The sequence below is a fragment of the Microbispora catharanthi genome (assembly GCF_006334915.2).
GTDB lineage: Bacteria > Actinomycetota > Actinomycetes > Streptosporangiales > Streptosporangiaceae > Microbispora > Microbispora catharanthi.
This window is the reverse complement of record NZ_VDMA02000025.1, coordinates 32,858-48,935: the sequence shown is the minus strand read 5'-3', so window position 1 is coordinate 48,935 and position 16,078 is coordinate 32,858. Positions and strand designations below refer to the sequence as shown.

Annotated in this window: 19 protein-coding genes; 12 read left to right on the top strand and 7 right to left on the bottom strand. The window is 70.7% G+C overall.

The genetic code is table 11. The features are described 5' to 3' along the window. Positions 1–255 precede the first annotated feature (255 nt). The 10 genes from FH610_RS34890 (at position 256) to rocD (ending at position 8,918) form a co-directional block, all read left to right on the top strand. Positions 256–1,467 carry an aminotransferase class I/II-fold pyridoxal phosphate-dependent enzyme gene (locus tag FH610_RS34890; protein ID WP_205826285.1) on the top strand — a complete coding sequence of 404 codons (1,212 nt, stop codon included), beginning with the start codon at positions 256–258 and terminating at the stop codon, positions 1,465–1,467. Next, positions 1,457–1,963, top strand: coding sequence for a DUF6190 family protein (locus FH610_RS34885; protein WP_139579507.1), 507 nt, complete (start codon positions 1,457–1,459; stop codon positions 1,961–1,963). The genes FH610_RS34890 and FH610_RS34885 overlap by 11 nt, the downstream gene beginning before the upstream one ends. Before the next feature lie 8 nt (positions 1,964–1,971). After that, positions 1,972–2,781 (top strand): dihydrodipicolinate synthase family protein, encoded by an 810-nt coding sequence (locus tag FH610_RS34880; protein ID WP_276607724.1) that lies wholly within the window; start codon positions 1,972–1,974, stop codon positions 2,779–2,781. 5 nt (positions 2,782–2,786) lie between these two features. Then, positions 2,787–3,626, top strand: coding sequence for an iron-containing redox enzyme family protein (locus FH610_RS34875; protein WP_139579571.1), 840 nt, complete (start codon positions 2,787–2,789; stop codon positions 3,624–3,626). Then, positions 3,623–3,955, top strand: coding sequence for a Rieske (2Fe-2S) protein (locus tag FH610_RS34870; protein WP_139579505.1), 333 nt, complete (start codon positions 3,623–3,625; stop codon positions 3,953–3,955). Before FH610_RS34875 ends, FH610_RS34870 begins: the two co-directional genes overlap by 4 nt. Then, a complete protein-coding gene (locus FH610_RS34865) occupies positions 3,952–5,415 on the top strand; it encodes a purine-cytosine permease family protein (RefSeq protein ID WP_205826283.1) in 1,464 nt (487 codons plus the stop codon). The genes FH610_RS34870 and FH610_RS34865 overlap by 4 nt, the downstream gene beginning before the upstream one ends. After that, complete coding sequence (locus FH610_RS34860; RefSeq protein WP_139579504.1) at positions 5,412–6,128, top strand: DsbA family oxidoreductase; 717 nt, start codon at positions 5,412–5,414, stop codon at positions 6,126–6,128. The genes FH610_RS34865 and FH610_RS34860 overlap by 4 nt, the downstream gene beginning before the upstream one ends. 176 nt (positions 6,129–6,304) lie before the next feature. Continuing rightward, positions 6,305–6,754 (top strand): Lrp/AsnC family transcriptional regulator, encoded by a 450-nt coding sequence (locus FH610_RS34855; protein WP_030506266.1) that lies wholly within the window; start codon positions 6,305–6,307, stop codon positions 6,752–6,754. A gap of 107 nt (positions 6,755–6,861) precedes the next feature. Then, the gene (gene ddaH / locus FH610_RS34850) at positions 6,862–7,716 is read left to right on the top strand and encodes a dimethylargininase (protein WP_139579503.1); all 855 of its coding nucleotides are present in this window, start codon (positions 6,862–6,864) and stop codon (positions 7,714–7,716) included. Further along, a complete protein-coding gene (gene rocD / locus FH610_RS34845) occupies positions 7,713–8,918 on the top strand; it encodes an ornithine--oxo-acid transaminase (protein WP_139579502.1) in 1,206 nt (401 codons plus the stop codon). Before ddaH ends, rocD begins: the two co-directional genes overlap by 4 nt. Here rocD and FH610_RS34840 read toward each other — a convergent pair. Continuing rightward, positions 8,887–10,470 carry an alkaline phosphatase D family protein gene (locus tag FH610_RS34840; protein ID WP_139579501.1) on the bottom strand — a complete coding sequence of 528 codons (1,584 nt, stop codon included), beginning with the start codon at positions 10,468–10,470 and terminating at the stop codon, positions 8,887–8,889. The two genes, rocD and FH610_RS34840, sit on opposite strands and share 32 nt — an antisense overlap. 254 nt (positions 10,471–10,724) lie before the next feature. Between FH610_RS34840 and FH610_RS34835 the strand changes: the two genes are divergently transcribed. Continuing rightward, the gene (locus FH610_RS34835) at positions 10,725–12,047 is read left to right on the top strand and encodes a Glu/Leu/Phe/Val family dehydrogenase (protein ID WP_139579500.1); all 1,323 of its coding nucleotides are present in this window, start codon (positions 10,725–10,727) and stop codon (positions 12,045–12,047) included. Between the two features lie 70 nt (positions 12,048–12,117). Here FH610_RS34835 and FH610_RS34830 read toward each other — a convergent pair whose 3' ends face one another. From FH610_RS34830 to FH610_RS34820, 3 genes are read right to left on the bottom strand one after another with little or no spacing between them, the layout of a single operon-like run. Continuing rightward, the gene (locus FH610_RS34830; protein ID WP_139579499.1) at positions 12,118–13,023 is read right to left on the bottom strand and encodes a Gfo/Idh/MocA family protein; all 906 of its coding nucleotides are present in this window, start codon (positions 13,021–13,023) and stop codon (positions 12,118–12,120) included. Between the two features lie 34 nt (positions 13,024–13,057). Further along, positions 13,058–13,987, bottom strand: coding sequence for an NAD-dependent epimerase/dehydratase family protein (locus tag FH610_RS34825; RefSeq protein WP_139579498.1), 930 nt, complete (start codon positions 13,985–13,987; stop codon positions 13,058–13,060). A 10-nt stretch (positions 13,988–13,997) separates the two neighbouring features. Beyond that, a complete protein-coding gene (locus FH610_RS34820; RefSeq protein WP_139579497.1) occupies positions 13,998–14,345 on the bottom strand; it encodes a YrdB family protein in 348 nt (115 codons plus the stop codon). 113 nt (positions 14,346–14,458) lie between these two features. On the opposite strand from FH610_RS34820, the gene FH610_RS34815 reads away from it, so the two are divergent. After that, positions 14,459–15,157, top strand: a complete 699-nt coding sequence (locus FH610_RS34815) for a TetR/AcrR family transcriptional regulator (protein WP_139579496.1) — start codon at positions 14,459–14,461, stop codon at positions 15,155–15,157. A 57-nt stretch (positions 15,158–15,214) separates the two neighbouring features. Here FH610_RS34815 and FH610_RS44835 read toward each other — a convergent pair whose 3' ends face one another. The 3 genes from FH610_RS44835 to FH610_RS43060 all read right to left on the bottom strand — a co-directional run bounded on the left by FH610_RS44835 (position 15,215) and on the right by FH610_RS43060 (position 15,942). Then, positions 15,215–15,370, bottom strand: coding sequence for a hypothetical protein (locus tag FH610_RS44835; protein ID WP_240809380.1), 156 nt, complete (start codon positions 15,368–15,370; stop codon positions 15,215–15,217). After that, entirely contained in the window at positions 15,367–15,606 is a 240-nt protein-coding gene (locus FH610_RS44830; RefSeq protein ID WP_240809379.1) for a hypothetical protein, read from the bottom strand. The genes FH610_RS44835 and FH610_RS44830 overlap by 4 nt, the downstream gene beginning before the upstream one ends. 168 nt (positions 15,607–15,774) lie before the next feature. Next, the gene (locus tag FH610_RS43060; protein WP_161628148.1) at positions 15,775–15,942 is read right to left on the bottom strand and encodes a hypothetical protein; all 168 of its coding nucleotides are present in this window, start codon (positions 15,940–15,942) and stop codon (positions 15,775–15,777) included. Positions 15,943–16,078 lie beyond the last annotated feature (136 nt).

Below are 16,078 nucleotides of genomic sequence, written 5' to 3'. Positions count from 1 at the left end.
AGGGTCAGCGTCCGGTGACGCGAAAGCCGGACCATTCCGGAAATCCGGAAAGAAGCATTTCCCGTCTCACCCGTTGACTCCGCCGTAAGTGAGACGTACCTTTTATTGCATCGCCCATCGCGGGCAAAACGGGAGTGACGTTCCTCCCTGCTTCTCCGTAAGAAGGAGCTCGCGGCGAAACCGCCGCCTCCGACGCATGTCTTCCCGCACCACTCTTGCGCTACTCCATGTTCCGCACCAGTGAAGGGATCTGTCATGAACAATGTCGGTTCGGAAATCGAAGAGACGCCGCTCAGCGCGTCCGGAACGCCGGACGTGACCGGGTTCGTCGACCTCACCCAGCACGAGATCCAGGCCCTGAAGACCCGGTGGAACCTCGCCGACGCACACACCCACCAGCGTCAGTCCGCCGGCCAGGACAAGATCGTCTCCCGGCTCCCCGACCTGTGGTACGAGGCCGAGGAAAACCAGCAGGCGTATTTCGAGCGCCGATTCATCGACGCCTTCTTCCGGCTGCACAGGCAGCCCACCGCGGCGGCCGCCGGCAAAACCTGGCTGTCGTATTCGGCCAGCGTCTCCACAATGGTCGCCGCCATGTACCTGATGCAGCGGAACATGTCGGTCGGTCTCATCGAGCCGTGCTTCGACAATCTCGTCGACCTGCTCAAGCACATGCAGGTCGAACTCACCGCGCTGCCGGAGGAGTCGCTCGCCGATCCGGCCCGCATTTACGCGAACCTGAGCACGCTGGAAACAGACGCGCTCTATCTGGTCGACCCAAACAATCCGACCGGGTTCAGCCTCCTGCAGTACGGGATGGACGGATTCCGCGAGGTCATCCGCTACTGCAAGGACCACGGCAAGCTGCTGATGCTCGACCTGTGCTTCGCGTCGTTCGCGCTGTGCGACGAGAAGATCGGGCGCATCGACATCTACGAGCTGCTGGAGGAGTCGGGCGTCTCGTACATGGCGCTGGAGGACACCGGCAAGACCTGGCCGGTGCAGGACGCCAAGTGCGCGATGCTGACAGTCAGCGACGACATCAAGGAGGAGGTCTACAACATCCAGACGGCCGTCCTGCTGAACGTCTCGCCGTTCGTCCTCAACTTCCTCACCCAGTACGTCGAGGACTCCATCGAGGACAACTTCGCCTCGGTGCGCGACGTCATCACCGACAACCGGGCGATGGCCGTCAAGGCCGTCGAGGGCACGATCCTCGAGTACGTCGAGCCCGTGGTGAACACGAGCGTCGCGTGGTTCCGCATCAAGCCGGAGGACCTCACCGCGAGCGAGCTGCAGCAGCGGCTGCTGGAGGACGAGATCTACGTGCTGCCCGGCACGTACTTCTACTGGAACGACCCGGCGAAGGGCGAGCGCTACATCCGCGTAGCCCTCGCCCGCCGGCCCGGCACCTTCGCCTGCGCCATGCACCGGATGCGTGAGGTGCTGCTCGGCTATGAGCGATAAGCCCTTCCTCGACGCCGCCCTGTTCATGGGCATGCACAGCCGCGACGACGACGTCCGGCGGGGGTGCAAGCGCTTCTTCACCGAGCGCCTGTCCGGCGGCCACGTCCTGATGAGCCTGGAGCACGTCGGGCGGTGCGACGACCTGGTCTGGCGATACCCCCGCGAGGCGCAGGACGAGTACTACCCGTTCATGGACAACCTCCACTCCGACATGGCCATCGACCGCATCGGCTACGACGAGCAGGACCTGCGCCTCGCCCTCGAGGCCGGGGCGCTGTCGGACCTTCCGCTGCACGAGCGGCTGCTCGTGGCGATGGCGATGCGCCGCGACACGGTCGTGGTCACGGCCAGCCCCCGGCTGAGCCTGCGCCCCGACCTCCCGGTCCGGCCGGTGGAGCCGGCGAAGCCGGCCGATGACGAACCGGTGTTCCCGGCGCCGCTGGAGCGGCTCTACGAGCGGTCCTTGGCCCTGCGAGTCGACGTCGACGACCTGTGAGGTGACCCGTGTATCCAGCAAAGCACTCGGGGACGATCGTCCCCATGGTCACGCCCCTGACCGAGGCGGGCGAGGTGTCCGAGCCGAGCGTACGACGGCTCGTCGAGTCCCTCAGGAGCGAGGTCACCGGGCTGATGCCCGCCCTGTCCACCGGCGAGGGATGGAAGCTGTCGGATCGGCAGTGGCACGAGGTGGTCGCGTACACCGTCCGCCACGCGGACGGGCTGCCCGTCCTGGCCGGCGTGCAGTCGCCGACCACCGAGGAGGTGATCGCCAGAGCGAAGGAGGCCCAGGCCCTCGGCGTGGCGGCGATCGCCGTCACCACCCCCTTCTCACCGGACCTCACGCAGGAGGAGATCTACGAGCACTACCGGGCGATCCGGGAGGCCGTGCCGGTCCCGCTGTTCGTCTACAACGAGAAGGCCCTGTCGGGCAACCAGATCGAACTGGACACCCTGGTGCGCGTCTGCGCCCTGCCCGGCGTCGTCGGCATCAAGGAGTCCAGCGGGTCGGCAGAGTTCACCAGGAAGCTCGTCGCCGCGGTCCCCGAGATCCCGGTGTTCGAGGGCTGGGAGAACCTCCTGCACGAGGTGACGGGGCCCGGCGGGGTCGCCGGGTTCATCGGTCCCCTGGCCAACCTGGAGCCCGGCCTCGCCAACGCCATGCTCGCCCAGCCGTCCGAGCGACGGCAGCGCGAGATCGACGCGACCTGTGAGCGGTACGGCCTGTTCAACGACGACTGGTACCGGCACCTGAAGAAGGAACTGCACCGCCGCGGGGTCATCGACACCGACGCGGTCGTCGAGGAAGCGGGGTGAGCGGGATGTTGGAGGTCCGGCCCGGAGACTCCGCCCAGAAGCGGCTCTACGTCTACAACCGCTCGGTCCTCACTCCCGAGAGGTACGCCGAGCTGTGCGAGATCGAGCGCGACTGGGTGGTGCGTCTCGCCGCCGAGCACGAGGAGCGCGCTCCCCGCTTCGGGTTCCGCATCGAGCTGATCGACGCGCTCCACGACCTGCTGGCCAAGGAACAGGCCAACCCCTCCGGCGACGAGCGGTTCCTCGCGGAGGAGGCCACCCTCGACCAGTTCAAGACGGTGGTCGCGGAGTTCGCCGTCGACGGCCTGGTGGAGTCGCAGTCCCACCTCGGGATCCTGCGGCGCCTGCCGTCGAAGGCGCGCATGGCCGTGCTGCGCGTGCTCATCGACGAGTTCGGCTGCGGCAACGACGACATGGAGCACTCGCGGCTCTACCGCGACCTGGTGACCGAGCTGGGCATGCCCGCCGACCTGGAGCACTACGTGGACCTGGCCGGGGACGCCAGCTTCGCGTACGTCAACCTGTTCCACTGGCTGGCCGACCGGGCGCCGGCGCCGGAGTACTTCCTCGGCGCGTACGCCTACTTCGAGGCCAGCGTGCTGTACGCCTTCAAGCCCTTCGCGGCCGCGGCGAAACGGCTCGGCATCAGCAACGACCGGTACTACACAGAACATTTGTACATCGACAGCTTCCACTCCAAGCAGATGCAGACCGCGATACGGGCGCTGGGCGAGCACCGCGAGGTCGACCTGGCGAAGGTGTGGGCCGGCGTCACGCTGACCAGCGCCGTCATCGCGGAGGCCACGGAGGCGGCGGTGGACAGGGCGAGGAAGGTGCCCGCATGACCGACAACCCGGGTGGGTCTGTCTCGCTGCGCCAGATCGCGCCCGACCTCCTGCTCATCGAGGTGGCGGGCAGGCGGGTGCTGACCCAGGCGGAGTGTCCCCACCGCAGGGGGCGGCTGCGCTACGGCTACCTCAACGGGCGGACGCTGCGGATCACCTGCCCGCTGCACCACTCCACGTTCGACCTGCTCACCGGCCGGCAGGTGGCCGGCCCGCCGTGCGGGTCGCTGCGCGTCACGCTGCTGCCCGAGGACGCCGCGTCTCCTCGGTCGGCGGCGGAGGCGGCGGCGTACGCCGAGGCCGTCCGGCCCGAGGCGGGTGCTCCGTGACCACCCGCGAGCTGCCCGCCCAGGTCACCGGGCAGGTCAGCGGGCAGAGCACGCGGGTGGAGGCGCACGGCGTCGACCGGATCCCGGACGGGGAGCGCACCGCCTCGCCCCGCGAGTTCCTGTGGATCTGGCACTCGGCCCAGTTCTCGTTCGGCACGGTGGTGCTCGGCTCGGTGCCGGTGAGCTTCGGCCTGAGCTGGACGGCCTCCGTCACCGCGATCCTGGTGGGGCTGCTGATCGGCACGGCGGTGTTCGCACCGCTCGTGCTGTTCGGCAAGCGCACCGGCGCGAACGACGCGGTGTCCAGCGGCGCCCACTTCGGCGTGCGCGGCCGGGTCGTCGCCAACGTCATCACGATCGTGGTCGCGATCGGGTTCTTCTCGATCGCGGTGTGGACGGGCGCGACGGCCATCCTCGCGGCCGGCCAGCGGGTGCTCGGCACCCCGGCCGGCCCGGCGGGGCTCGCCGTCACGATGCCGCTGATGGCACTGGCCGTCGTGGTGGTCGCGGTGTACGGATACGGCGCGCTGCTGGCGACGTACAAGGTCATGACGGTGATCGGCGGGCTGGTGCTGCTGGCGCTGGTCGTGGTGCTGCTGCCCGGTTTCGACCCGGCGTACGCGGGCGGGCCGTACGCGCTGGGCGACTTCTGGCGGACCTGGCTGCTGGCCGTGTCCTTCAGCGCCACGCTCCCGGTGTCGTACTCGACGTTCCAGGGCGACTACAGCCGCTACCTGTCGCCCGGGGTCCGCGACCGGGCGGCGGTGGCGTACAACGGCGCGGCGATGTACGTGAGCAACGCGCTCGCGCTCGTCGGCGGCGCCTACGTCACCACGATGCTGAAGAACGGCTCGGCGCCCTGGATCCTCGGGGTGGCCGACGCCGTGCCCCGTTGGTTCACGGTCGTGGTGATCGCCTTCGGGTTCGCCGGCACGCTGCCGCAGGCGGCACTGTGCCTGTACGCGGCGGGGCTGTCGGCCAATTCCATCCTGTGGCGGATCCCCCGCGCCGCCGCGACGTGGCTGATGTGGGCACTCGGCGTCGCCACCCTCTACGTCGGGGCGATCGTCTTCGACGCCATCGAGTCGATCTCGACGTTCGTGCTGATCCTGCTCGTCCTCGTCTCGCCGTGGACCGCGATCATGCTGGTCGGGTTCGCCCTGCGGCGGGGCCGGTACCACCCCGAGGACCTGTACGGCTTCGCCCGGCCCGGCCACCGGGGCGGCTACTGGTTCACCGGCGGGTTCAACCTCCGGGCCCTGGGGGCGTTCGTCCCCGCGGTGGTCCTGGGGCTGCTGTTCGTGGACAACACGATCTACACCGGCCCGTTCGCCCGCCTGGCGGGCGGGGTGGACCTGAGCTGCCTGGTGCCGTTCTGCACGGCGGCGCTGCTCTACGCCGCGCTGTGCCGGCTGTTCCCCGAGCGGACGGCCGTACCGACCGGAGGTGATTCGAGATGAACAGAGATCCGCGGCTGCCCGACTCGCCCGACACGATCGTGGTCTTCTCCGACCTCAACTGCTCCTTCGCCCACCTGGCCGTTTACCGCCTGCACGAGGCGCGCCGGCGGCTCGGCCTGGAGGGACGGCTGTGGTTCGACCACCGCTGCTTCCCGTTGGAGCTGTTCAACCGGACGGTGAACGAGCGCCCCGGGGTGGACTCGGAGGTGTCGGTGGTCGGCGCGCTCGACCCCGGCGCCGGCTGGCGGCTGTGGCAGGGGCCCGACTGGACCTACCCGGTCACGATGCTGCCGCCCCTGGAGGCCGTGCAGGCGGCCAAGGCGCAGAGCCTGCACGCCTCGGAACAGCTCGATCTGGCGCTGCGCCGGGCCTTCTGGGCCGAGGGCCGGTGCATCTCGCTGCGGCACGAGATCCTCGACGTCGCGGCCTCCACCGGGGCGGTCGACGTCGAGGCGCTGGCCGAGGCGCTCGACGACGGCCGCGCCCGGCGGGCGGTGATGGATCAGTTCGAGACGGCCCGGCACGGCCGGGTCGACTGCAGCCCCCACGTGTTCCTGTACGACGGGACCGACGTCGCCAATCCCGGCGTGCGGGCACGCTGGGTCAACGGCGACTTCGGCGTGGGCTTCCCGGTCATCGAGGCCGACGACCCGACCGTCTACACGGATCTGCTGGCCAGGGCGGCCGAGCTGATCTGCGAGACGGCGGCCTGACGACCCGCCGTCGAAGAGAGGGCGCGGGCCCGGCGAGGGGGCTCGCGCCCTCCGCGTGCCCGCGTCCTCCGCGTGCCCGCGCCCTCTGGGTGCCCGCGCCCTCTGCACGCCCGGTGCGGCGCAGGCACATGCCCGGGGCGGGGCATGCCGGGCCCGGCGGCTGTATACAGGTCCACGTGAGGTTGGACGAGCTTGATCGCGCCATAATCCGGGCCCTTGTCGAGGACGCCCGGGCGACGTACGCCGAGATAGGCGCTCAAGTGGGGCTGTCGGCTCCGGCCGTGAAGAGGCGGGTCGACCGGCTCATCGCCAGCGGCGCGATCACCGGCTTCAGCGCCCGGGTGGAGCCGTCGGCCCTCGGCTGGACCACCGAGGCGTACGTCGAGCTGTACTGCCGGGGCAAGACCTCACCGGCGGAGATCGGCATGGCCGTGTCCCGGCACCCGGAGGTCGTCTCCGCCTGCACGGTCACCGGCGAGGCCGACGCGTTGCTGCACATCCGCGCGACCGACGTGCGGCACGTCGAGCGGGTGATCGAACGCCTGGCGGCCGAGCCGTTCGTGGTGCGCACCAAGAGTTCGATCGTGCTGTCGCGGCTGATTAACGGATCGCTGCAAAACGGGTGAAGGACGCAACCGATCCACAGGTGATCGCAACGCGGGCGCATTGGATTGTCGCCTTCCGATTCCTACGCTGAAGTCCCGTTCACCCGGTTTCCCGCTTGGAGTCGACGATGACACTCGCGCCAGCCACCGAGACCACGGACAGTGGTCGTACGGGTACGGCCCGGCATTTCCTGATGTGCCGGCCCGAGTTCTTCACGGTCTCGTATTCCATCAATCCGTGGATGCATCCCGAGAAGGGCGCCGACACGGCCAGGGCGTTGCGGCAGTGGGACAGCCTCCGGCAGGCGTACGAGGGGCTCGGCCACCGCGTCAGCCTGATCGACCCGATCGAGGGCCTGCCGGACATGGTGTTCGCCGCGAACGGCGCGCTCGTCGTGGACGGGCGGGTCTACGGAGCGAGGTTCGCCCACCCGGAACGCGCCGCCGAGGGCCCCGCCTACCTGCGGTGGTTCCTCGAACGGGGATACGAGACACTGGAGGCGTCCTTCACCAACGAGGGCGAGGGCGACTACCTGACGCTCGACGAGATGATCCTGGCCGGGACGGGCTTCCGCACCGACGTGGCGGCGCACATGGAGGCCCAGGAGTTCCTCGGCCGGCCGGTCGTCACGCTGCGCCTGGTCGACCCGAGGTACTACCACCTCGACACCGCCCTGTTTCCGCTGGACGGCCACAACGTGGCGTACTATCCGGAGGCGTTCAGCGAGGGCAGCAGGAAGGTGCTGCGGCGGCTGTTCCCCGACGCCGTGATCGCCACGTCCGCGGACGCGGAGGTGCTGGGCCTCAACGCGGTGAGCGACGGCCGCAACGTCGTCGTCAACGCCGAGGCGACCGGGCTGATCCTGGAACTCAAGCGCCGTGGCTTCGAGGTCGTCCCGGTGGACCTCGGCGAGCTGCGCAAGGCCGGCGGCGGGCCCAAGTGCTGCACCCTCGAGATCCGGCCGAACAGGGAGATTCGATGAACAGCGAGGAACTGATCCGGCTCAGCGAGAGCCACAGCGCGCACAACTACCACCCGCTGCCCGTCGTGATCAGCTCGGCCGAGGGCGCCTGGGTCACCGATGTGGAGGGCAAGCGGTATCTCGACTGCCTCGCCGGCTACTCCTCGCTGAACTTCGGCCACGGCAACCCCGCGATCCTCGCGGCGGCCCGCGAGCAGCTCGACCGGCTGACCCTGACCAGCCGCGCGTTCTACCACGATCGGTTCGCCGCGTTCGTGACCGGCCTTTCCGAGCTGTGCGGCAAGGACATGGTCCTGCCGATGAACACCGGCGCGGAGGCCGTCGAGACCGCCGTCAAGGTCGCCCGCAAGTGGGGCTACGAGGTCAAGGGCGTCGCCCCCGACCAGGCCAACATCGTCGTGATGGAGGACAACTTCCACGGCCGCACCACGACCATCGTGGGCTTCTCCACCGACCCCGAGTCCCGGGACGGCTTCGGCCCCTTCTCCCCCGGCTTCCGGATCGTCAAGTACGGCTCCGCCGAGGCGGTCAGGGAGGCGATCGACGAGAACACGGTGGCCGTGCTGCTCGAGCCCGTCCAGGGCGAGGCCGGCGTGCTGGTCCCGCCGGACGGCTACCTGGCCGCGGTCCGGGAGATCTGCACCGACAACAACGTGCTGTTCGTCGCCGACGAGATCCAGTCGGGCCTCGGCCGCACCGGGGACACGTTCGCCTGCGACCACGAGCGCGTCGTCCCCGACCTGTACGTCCTGGGCAAAGCCCTCGGCGGCGGCGTGGTCCCGGTCTCCGCGGTCGTCGCGAACAGCGACGTCATGGGCGTGATCGGGCCCGGCCAGCACGGCTCCACCTTCGGCGGCAACCCGCTGGCGTGCGCCGTCGGCGACGCGGTGGTCGGGCTGCTGCGGACCGGCGAGTACCAGGCCAGGGCCCGCGAGCTCGGCGCGTTCCTGCACGCCCGCCTGGCGGACCTCGGCCCCGGCGTGGTGGCGGTGCGCGGGCGCGGGCTGTGGGCGGGCATCGACATCGACCCCTCGCTCGGCACCGGACGGGAGATCAGCGAGGCGCTCATGCGGCGCGGCGTGCTCGTCAAGGACACGCACGGCTCGACGATCCGCCTCGCGCCGCCCCTCGTCGTCTCCCGGGACGACCTGGCCTGGGCGGTGGACCAGCTCAGCGCGGTGCTGCGGGAGGCTCGGGCCTGATCCGCACCGCGTCCTGATCGCCGGTGTCGGTGAACCACGTCACCGTGGCCTCCCCGGGCGCCAGGTCGATGGCGGTCATCATGTTGGGGAACCAGGGTCCCTTGCTGATGCGCCACCGCAACGGCGGCCGGGGAAGGCCCCCGGCCCTGGCCAGCACCCCGCCGAGCACGCCCGCGAGCCCGAACGACGCCACGATGTTGGCGAAGCGCAGCGTGCGGCTCAGCGGGTTGCGGATCGGCGAGCAGACGACCTGGTGGACGCGCCCGCCGCCCCGGCGCCGCACGGACGCCATGTAGGAGTAGTGGACGTCGCCCGACAGCAGCAGGACGGTCGCGGGCGGCCTCCCCCGGCCGCCCGAGGCGACCTCCAGCACCACCTGCGCGAGTTCCTCGAACGACCGGCGGAAGGCCCCCCAGTGCTCCAGGTCGAGAAACTGCCGCACCCGCTCGCCCCACCGCGCCGCCCTGCGGCCCCAGATGCCGTCGCAGACCGCCTCGTTCCAGCTCTCCACGTGGTGGATCCCCGCGGGCAGCAGGATCGGCAGCGAGGACCCGACGAGCAGGTGGTCGAAGTCGCCGGTGGCGTGCTTGTCGAACCAGTCCCACTCCCCGGGGTCGAGCATCCGCCGGCGTCCCGGCTCCAGCACCCGGGCGCTGCGGCTGTCCAGCACGATCAGCCGGGTGCCGCCCAGGTCCCTGTGGTAGCTCCAGCGCACCGAGTCGGGCTCCTTGTCGGCCCGCCGGGCGAAGGTGTCCAGCGCCTCGTCGCCGCCGCCCGCCCGCAGCGCGGCGAGCACGGGATCGGCCGCCCGCTCGGCCGGGGGCAGGTTGCCCAGGTGCTGGTAGACGTAGTACGAGCCGAGCGCGGAGACGATGCGCCGCTCCCACCAGGGCACCTCGGCCATCTGCTCGCGCCAGACGTTCGAGGTGTTCCAGTCGTCCCTGACGTCGTGGTCATCGAAGATCATCAGGGTGGGCACCGTGGCCATCAGCCAGCGGACCGGAGGGTCGGACCACGCCTGCCGGTACAGCTCGGCGTACTCCTCGAAGTCGACGACCTCCTCGGGCCCTTCGTCCCTGCGCCCGGCGATGAACTCCTTCATGTCCGGCGTGAGCTCGTCGGCGTACACCTGGTCGCCCAGCAGCAGGATCAGGTCGGGCCGCGCGTCCGGCGACTCCATCAGGCGCAGGCCGTACGCCCGCAGGACGTCCGGGCCGTGCGTGCGGACGTACGGCTCCTCGTGCGGGACGCTGGTGCGGCAGGAGCCGAAGATCAGCCGGTCGAGGCGGGTCAGCGGGTGGATCACGCTGGGCGGCAGGCCCTCTTCCGGCCACACCCGCCGGTCGTCGAGCTCCACCTCGTAGGCCACCGGGCCCTCGATGCCGACGTCGAGCAGGGCGTAGTGGTGGCCGTGCACGGTGAAGGTGCGCTCCTCCGAGCAGGCGTCGCCGGCCCGCACGCGGACCGTGCAGGGCTCGGAGGTCTCCACCCAGACGGTCGCGGCGGCCGCGTCCACGTGGCGCAGCAGCGGGCCCAGCACAAGTTCCGGCACCACCCCTGTCTACTGCAAAAGGACGGCAAAGCGCGACTTGCGCCCATCCGTCCACCGCCGTTCACGGCGTGCGCCACCTATGCGCCGGAACGGCGAAATACCGCCCGGCGATCTCCGTATTGGCCTATATCGCGATCGCCCGGTCCACGATTTGATCCAGATGTCGCTCCTCCCGGTCCGCCTTTCGCGGCCGTCAACGACGACGGCACGCGGGGCCCGGGGAACGGCCACCCTTCCGACAGGAGAACAACAGAATGACCATCACGGACTTCCCGACAACGGCGTCGGGGGTTCGGACCCCGATCCCCGACCTCCATGCCCCCTCCCTGGGTGAGCGCGCCCTCGCCGCCGCCCGCTTCCAGCTCGCCGAGGCCTCCCGCTTCCTCGGTCTCGACGACGGCATGCACCACATGCTCGCCACGCCCCGCCGCTCGCTGACGGTCTCCGTGCCCGTACGGCGCGAGGACGGCCGCCTGGAGGTGGTGCAGGGTCACCGCGTGCAGCACAACCTGTCGCGCGGGCCGGCCAAGGGCGGCATCCGTTTCCACCCCGCCACCGATCTCGCCGAGGTCACCGCCCTCGCCATGTGGATGACGTGGAAGTGCGCCCTCGTCGGCATCCCGTACGGCGGGGCCAAGGGCGGCGTCGCGGTGGACCCGGCCGTGCTGACCACCCGCGAGCTCGAACGCGTCACCCGGCGCTACGTCAACGAGATCCTGCCGCTCATCGGCCCGGAGAAGGACATCCCCGCGCCCGACGTGGGCACCGACGAGCAGACCATGGCCTGGATCATGGACACCTACAGCGCCAACGCGGGCTACTCGGTCCCGGGCGTGGTGACCGGCAAGCCCACGGCGCTCGGCGGCTCGCTCGGCCGCGCGGGCGCGACCTCGCGCGGGGTGCAGATCGCCGCGCTGCAGGCGCTGGCCCAGCTGAGCAGGGCGCGATCCCCCGAGGGCGCGACCGTGGCGGTGCAGGGCTTCGGCAAGGTGGGCGCGCTCGCCGCGCAGTACCTCGCCGACGCCGGCTGCCGTGTCGTGGCCGTCTCCGACGCGGGCGGCGCGGTCGTCCGCCCCTCCGGCCTCGACGTCGCCGCGCTGCGCGCCCACGCCGCCGAGACCGGGTCGGTCCACGGCTACCGCGAGGCCGACCCGCTCTCCCACGACGAGCTGCTCGAACTCGACGTGGACGTGCTGGTGCCGGCCGCGCTCGAAGGCGTGATCACCGCGGACAACGCGCCGCGCGTACGGGCCCGCCTGGTCGTGGAGGGCGCCAACGGGCCCACCACTCCCGAGGCCGACCTGATCCTGGCCGGCAACGGGGTCACGGTGGTCCCCGACATCCTGGCCAACGCCGGCGGGGTGATCGTGTCCTACCTGGAGTGGGTGCAGAACACCCAGGCGTACTCCTGGAGCGCCGGAGAGGTCGAGGTGAAGCTCCGCGACCTGATGGAGAACGCCTATCGGGCGGTCGCGGACCTGGCCGCGGAGCGTGACCTCACGCTCCGCCAGGCCGCCCACGCGATCGGGGTGGGGCGGGTGGCCGAGGCCCACCGCATGCGGGGCCTCTACCCCTGACGCCCCTGACGCCCTTCTGAAGACGGCGACGACGACCGCCTCCCGGGAATATGCGGCTTCCGGGAGGCGGTCAGGCCGTCGCCGCCGTGTCCGTGGCGGCCAGCACGATCTGCTCGCACAGCTCGTGGGTCTCCAGGGCGTCGTCGGCCGTGAGGATCCGGCCCTCCCGGACCGCGGCGAGGAACTCCCGGCAGATCTGCTCGATGCCGCGCTGCCGGGTCGCCGGGACCCAGTCGCCACGCCTCGTGAGGACCTCGTCCCCGGCGAGGTCCACCACGTCGCCGAGGTTGACGACCCGCCGCTTGCCGCCGCCGCCCATGACCTCGCAGGTCTCCTCGGCCGCTCCGCTGGTGCGGCTCATCACGCCGACGGCGGTGAACCCGTCGCCGCCGAGCGTCAGCACCACGTGTTCGAGCAGGCCGTCCCGCACCCTGGTTCTGATCGTGGTGTCGGTGACCGGCCCGGGGGCGAGGAAGCGCAGCGTGTCGGCCACGTGGACGAAGTCGTCGAAGATCATGGTCCGCGGATCACCGGGCAGGTCACGCCGGTTCTTCTGCATCACGATCACGTCGCGCGGCAGGCCGCGCAGGGCCGCGTACGCGGGGGCGCGCCTGCGGTTGAACCCGACCATCAGCGACCTGTTCCGCTCGCGTGCCAGCCGTACGAGCCCGGCGGAGGCGGCGGCGTCGTAGGCGAGCGGCTTGTCCACGTAGACGTGCACGCCCGCCTCCAGCAGCGTGGTCACGATCGGGACGTGCGCGCTGGTGGCCGCGTGCACGAACGCCGCGTCGATCCCGGCCTCGGCGAGGCCGTCCACGGAGGTGAAACGCGCGCCGATCCGGTACGCGTCGCCGAGCCGGTCGAGAGCCGCCCGGTCGCGGGTGCACAGCAGCGGCTCGATGCCCGGCGTCGCGGCCAGCACGGGCAGGTACGCCTTCTCCGCGATGTCTCCCAGGCCGATGATCCCAACTCTCATGCCGGGGAGACTATCGCCGTCCTTCCGGCGCTTTTCAGCGCCCCCGCCACCACGCCACCGTCTCCTTCACCCCGTCCTCGACCGGCGTCGGCCCGAACCCGAGGACCGCCTGGGAGGCGGAGGAGTCGAGCACGTACGGCCGGTCGAACTGATAACGGGTCTCCCCCAGCTCGCGCAGGAACGGCGATACGAGGCCCCCCGCCTTCAGCGTCCACGACGGCAGCCGCCGCAGGCGCGGCGCCGGGGCGCCCGCGGCCTCGCACACCATCTCGGCGAACTGCCGCATGGTGAAGGGCGGCGCGGTCGGGACATGCCAGGGCCGCCCCCACGCGCGCTCCTCCCCCGCGGCCGCCGCCAGCGCCCGCACGACGTCGGGCAGGTACGTCCAGCTGTGCGGGATGTCGGGGTCGCTCACGACGGTGGCGGGCTTGCCCGCGAGCAGGGGCTCCAGGAGCCGCGGCCCCACGTACGACTGGTCGGACGACCGCGGCCCGTAGTAGTCCGAGCCGCGCACCTCGGTGACCCGCACCCGGCCGGCCTCGTGGGCGGCCCGCATCTCCTCCCACATCCGCGCCCGGACCATGCCCTTGGTGCCCGTCGCGGCGAGCGGCAGATCCTCGGTCATCGGTCCGTCCACCGGCCCGTATCCGTACAGGTTGCCCAGGGTGACCAGGACGGCCCCGGACGACTCGGCGGCGGCCAGCAGCGAGGCCGCGATCGGCGGCCAGTCCAGGGGCCACCGGTGATAGCGCGGGTTGGCGCAGTTGTAGAGCGCGTCGGCCCCCTCGGTGAGCCGCCGCATCACGGCGGCGTCGGCCGCGTCCGCGGCGACCCGCGAGATCCCCGGACGCTCCGGGCCGGAGCCCGAGCGGGTGACGAGGGTCACCTCGTGCCCGCGCTCCGCCAGCGTCTCGGCGAGGCCGCCGCCGACCTGTCCCGATCCGACGATCACATGCCTGCCCATCACTTCTCCTTCAGACCTGATCCGTCAGCAGCCGCAGCACGCCGTCCACGACGTACACGACCGCGAACACCACACCCGCGGTGACGAGCCCGGAGGCCACCAGTGCGGCCGCCCCCGCGCCGAACCACACGACCTCGAAGGCCGCCCGGGCGATCCCGTGCAGCTGGTGCGGCGCCTTGCCGCCCGCCATGAACAACCCCCAGAGCGTCGCGAACACGGCCGGCCCACCGAGTCCCAGAAGGATCTTCACCAGGATGTTGGCCTCCCGGGTGAACCCCCAGTAGGCCAGCGAGATCAGCACGCCCAGCTCCAGGAAGAACATCAGTGCGGAGATCGTTCCCTTGGCCACGGTAAGCATCGGCACTCCTTGACTTTCATTGCTCCGTTTCGAGAGCAATGCTCTCCCATTGGAGCGGATTTCGTCAAGAGCACCGCTCTCTAATCGCTCTGGTGCTCTGTTAACCTTGCCACATGAATGCGAGCAGGACCGCGCGCGAGCGGGTGAGAGCGGAGCTGATCAGGGAAATCACGGACATCGCCCGGCGACATCTGGCGACGGAGGGAGCCACGGGCCTGTCCCTGCGGGCGGTGGCCCGCGAGATGGGGATGGTCTCCTCGGCGATCTACCGCTACTTCCCCAGCCGCGACGACCTGCTGACCGCGCTGATCATAGACGGATACAACGCCCTCGGAGAGGCCGTGGAACGCGCCGACGCCGCCTGCGCGCGCGACGACTTCACCGGACGATGGCTCGCCGCCTGCCGGGCCGTCCGCGAGTGGGCCCTGGCCCATCCGCACGAGTACGCCCTGCTGTACGGCTCACCCGTGCCGGGCTACGCCGCGCCGCAGGACACCGTCGCGCCGGCGGTGCGGGACACGGCCGTGTACGGGCGGATCGTCGCAGAGGCCCACCGCGCGGGCAGGCTCGCCCCTCCCCCGATCTGCCCGCCGCCACCCGCGATCCTGGCGGAGGACGCGGAGATCGTACGGTCGCTGATGCCGGACGTGCCGGACGACGTGGTCACGCGGGCGATCGTCGTCTGGACGGGCCTGTTCGGGATGGTCAGCTTCGAGCTCTTCGGCCAGTTCAACAACACGATCGCCCACCGAACCGAGCTGTTCGAGCACAACATGACCTGTCTGGGCCGGCTTCTCGGCTTGCCCGAGTAGGCGACACGGCTCGGCTTGCGCGAGTAGGCGATCACGGCTCGGCGGGCCGGATCGCGGTCAGAGCTGGCGGGCGCCGAGGCGTCCTTCCAGGAGGAGGAGCAGCTCGCCGAGCAGGTCTCCCAGCTCCCGCCGCCGGTCGGTGAGCGCGCGGCCCTCGTCGGTGAGCGTGAGGTGGGAGACCCGCCGGTCGCGGTCGTCGGGGCGGCGGCTCACCAGCCCGCGCTCCTCCAGGGCCCGGGGCCGGTACGGCAGGCCGTGCGCGTAGAGGGCGCAATGGCTCCGGCGGAGGTGTAGACGGCCAGGTCCAGGCGGTCCAGCAGCAGCAGGACCGTGTCCGGCACGGCGAGGGCGATGACCGCGCTGAGCGCGTGCTTGTGCCAGACGTCCCCCAGCCCGCCGATCCGGAACACTCCCCGCAACGGCAGCCGCCCTCGCATCGCCGGCCTCATGATCCCTCGTTCTTTCGCGAGTGTTTTACTCGTGAAAGTTATTAGGCCGCCAAGCGCCGCGACCCCGCCGCCTCGGGCTCCGTGGAGAGCACAGTTCAGACAATCCGGGGAGAGCGAGCCCGTACGGCCTGCGCCCTGGTCCCACTGGCGGCGACGCCGTCAACGAATCTACGGCTGGAGTATTAGAAGCTCGTAGACGCGTTGGACCAGTTCAGCAAGGAGCCAGCACGCGAGGCCTGCGGCCACCAGCCTGAGCCGGTCGTCTTCCTTGAAGACCGCCAGGGCCAGGCAGATGAATCCCCCCAGCAGCAGGATCAACGTGATCAGGGCAATCATGAACAGATCGTGCTACGCGAGATCAACCAGAGGCAAGCGCCGGCGAATGGGAAGCACCCCGAAAGGCTGTCCTCTGTCGAACGTCGGCACCGGCGCCTTACCCGCGCCAAGCGGACCACACAGGAGTGGCGCGACC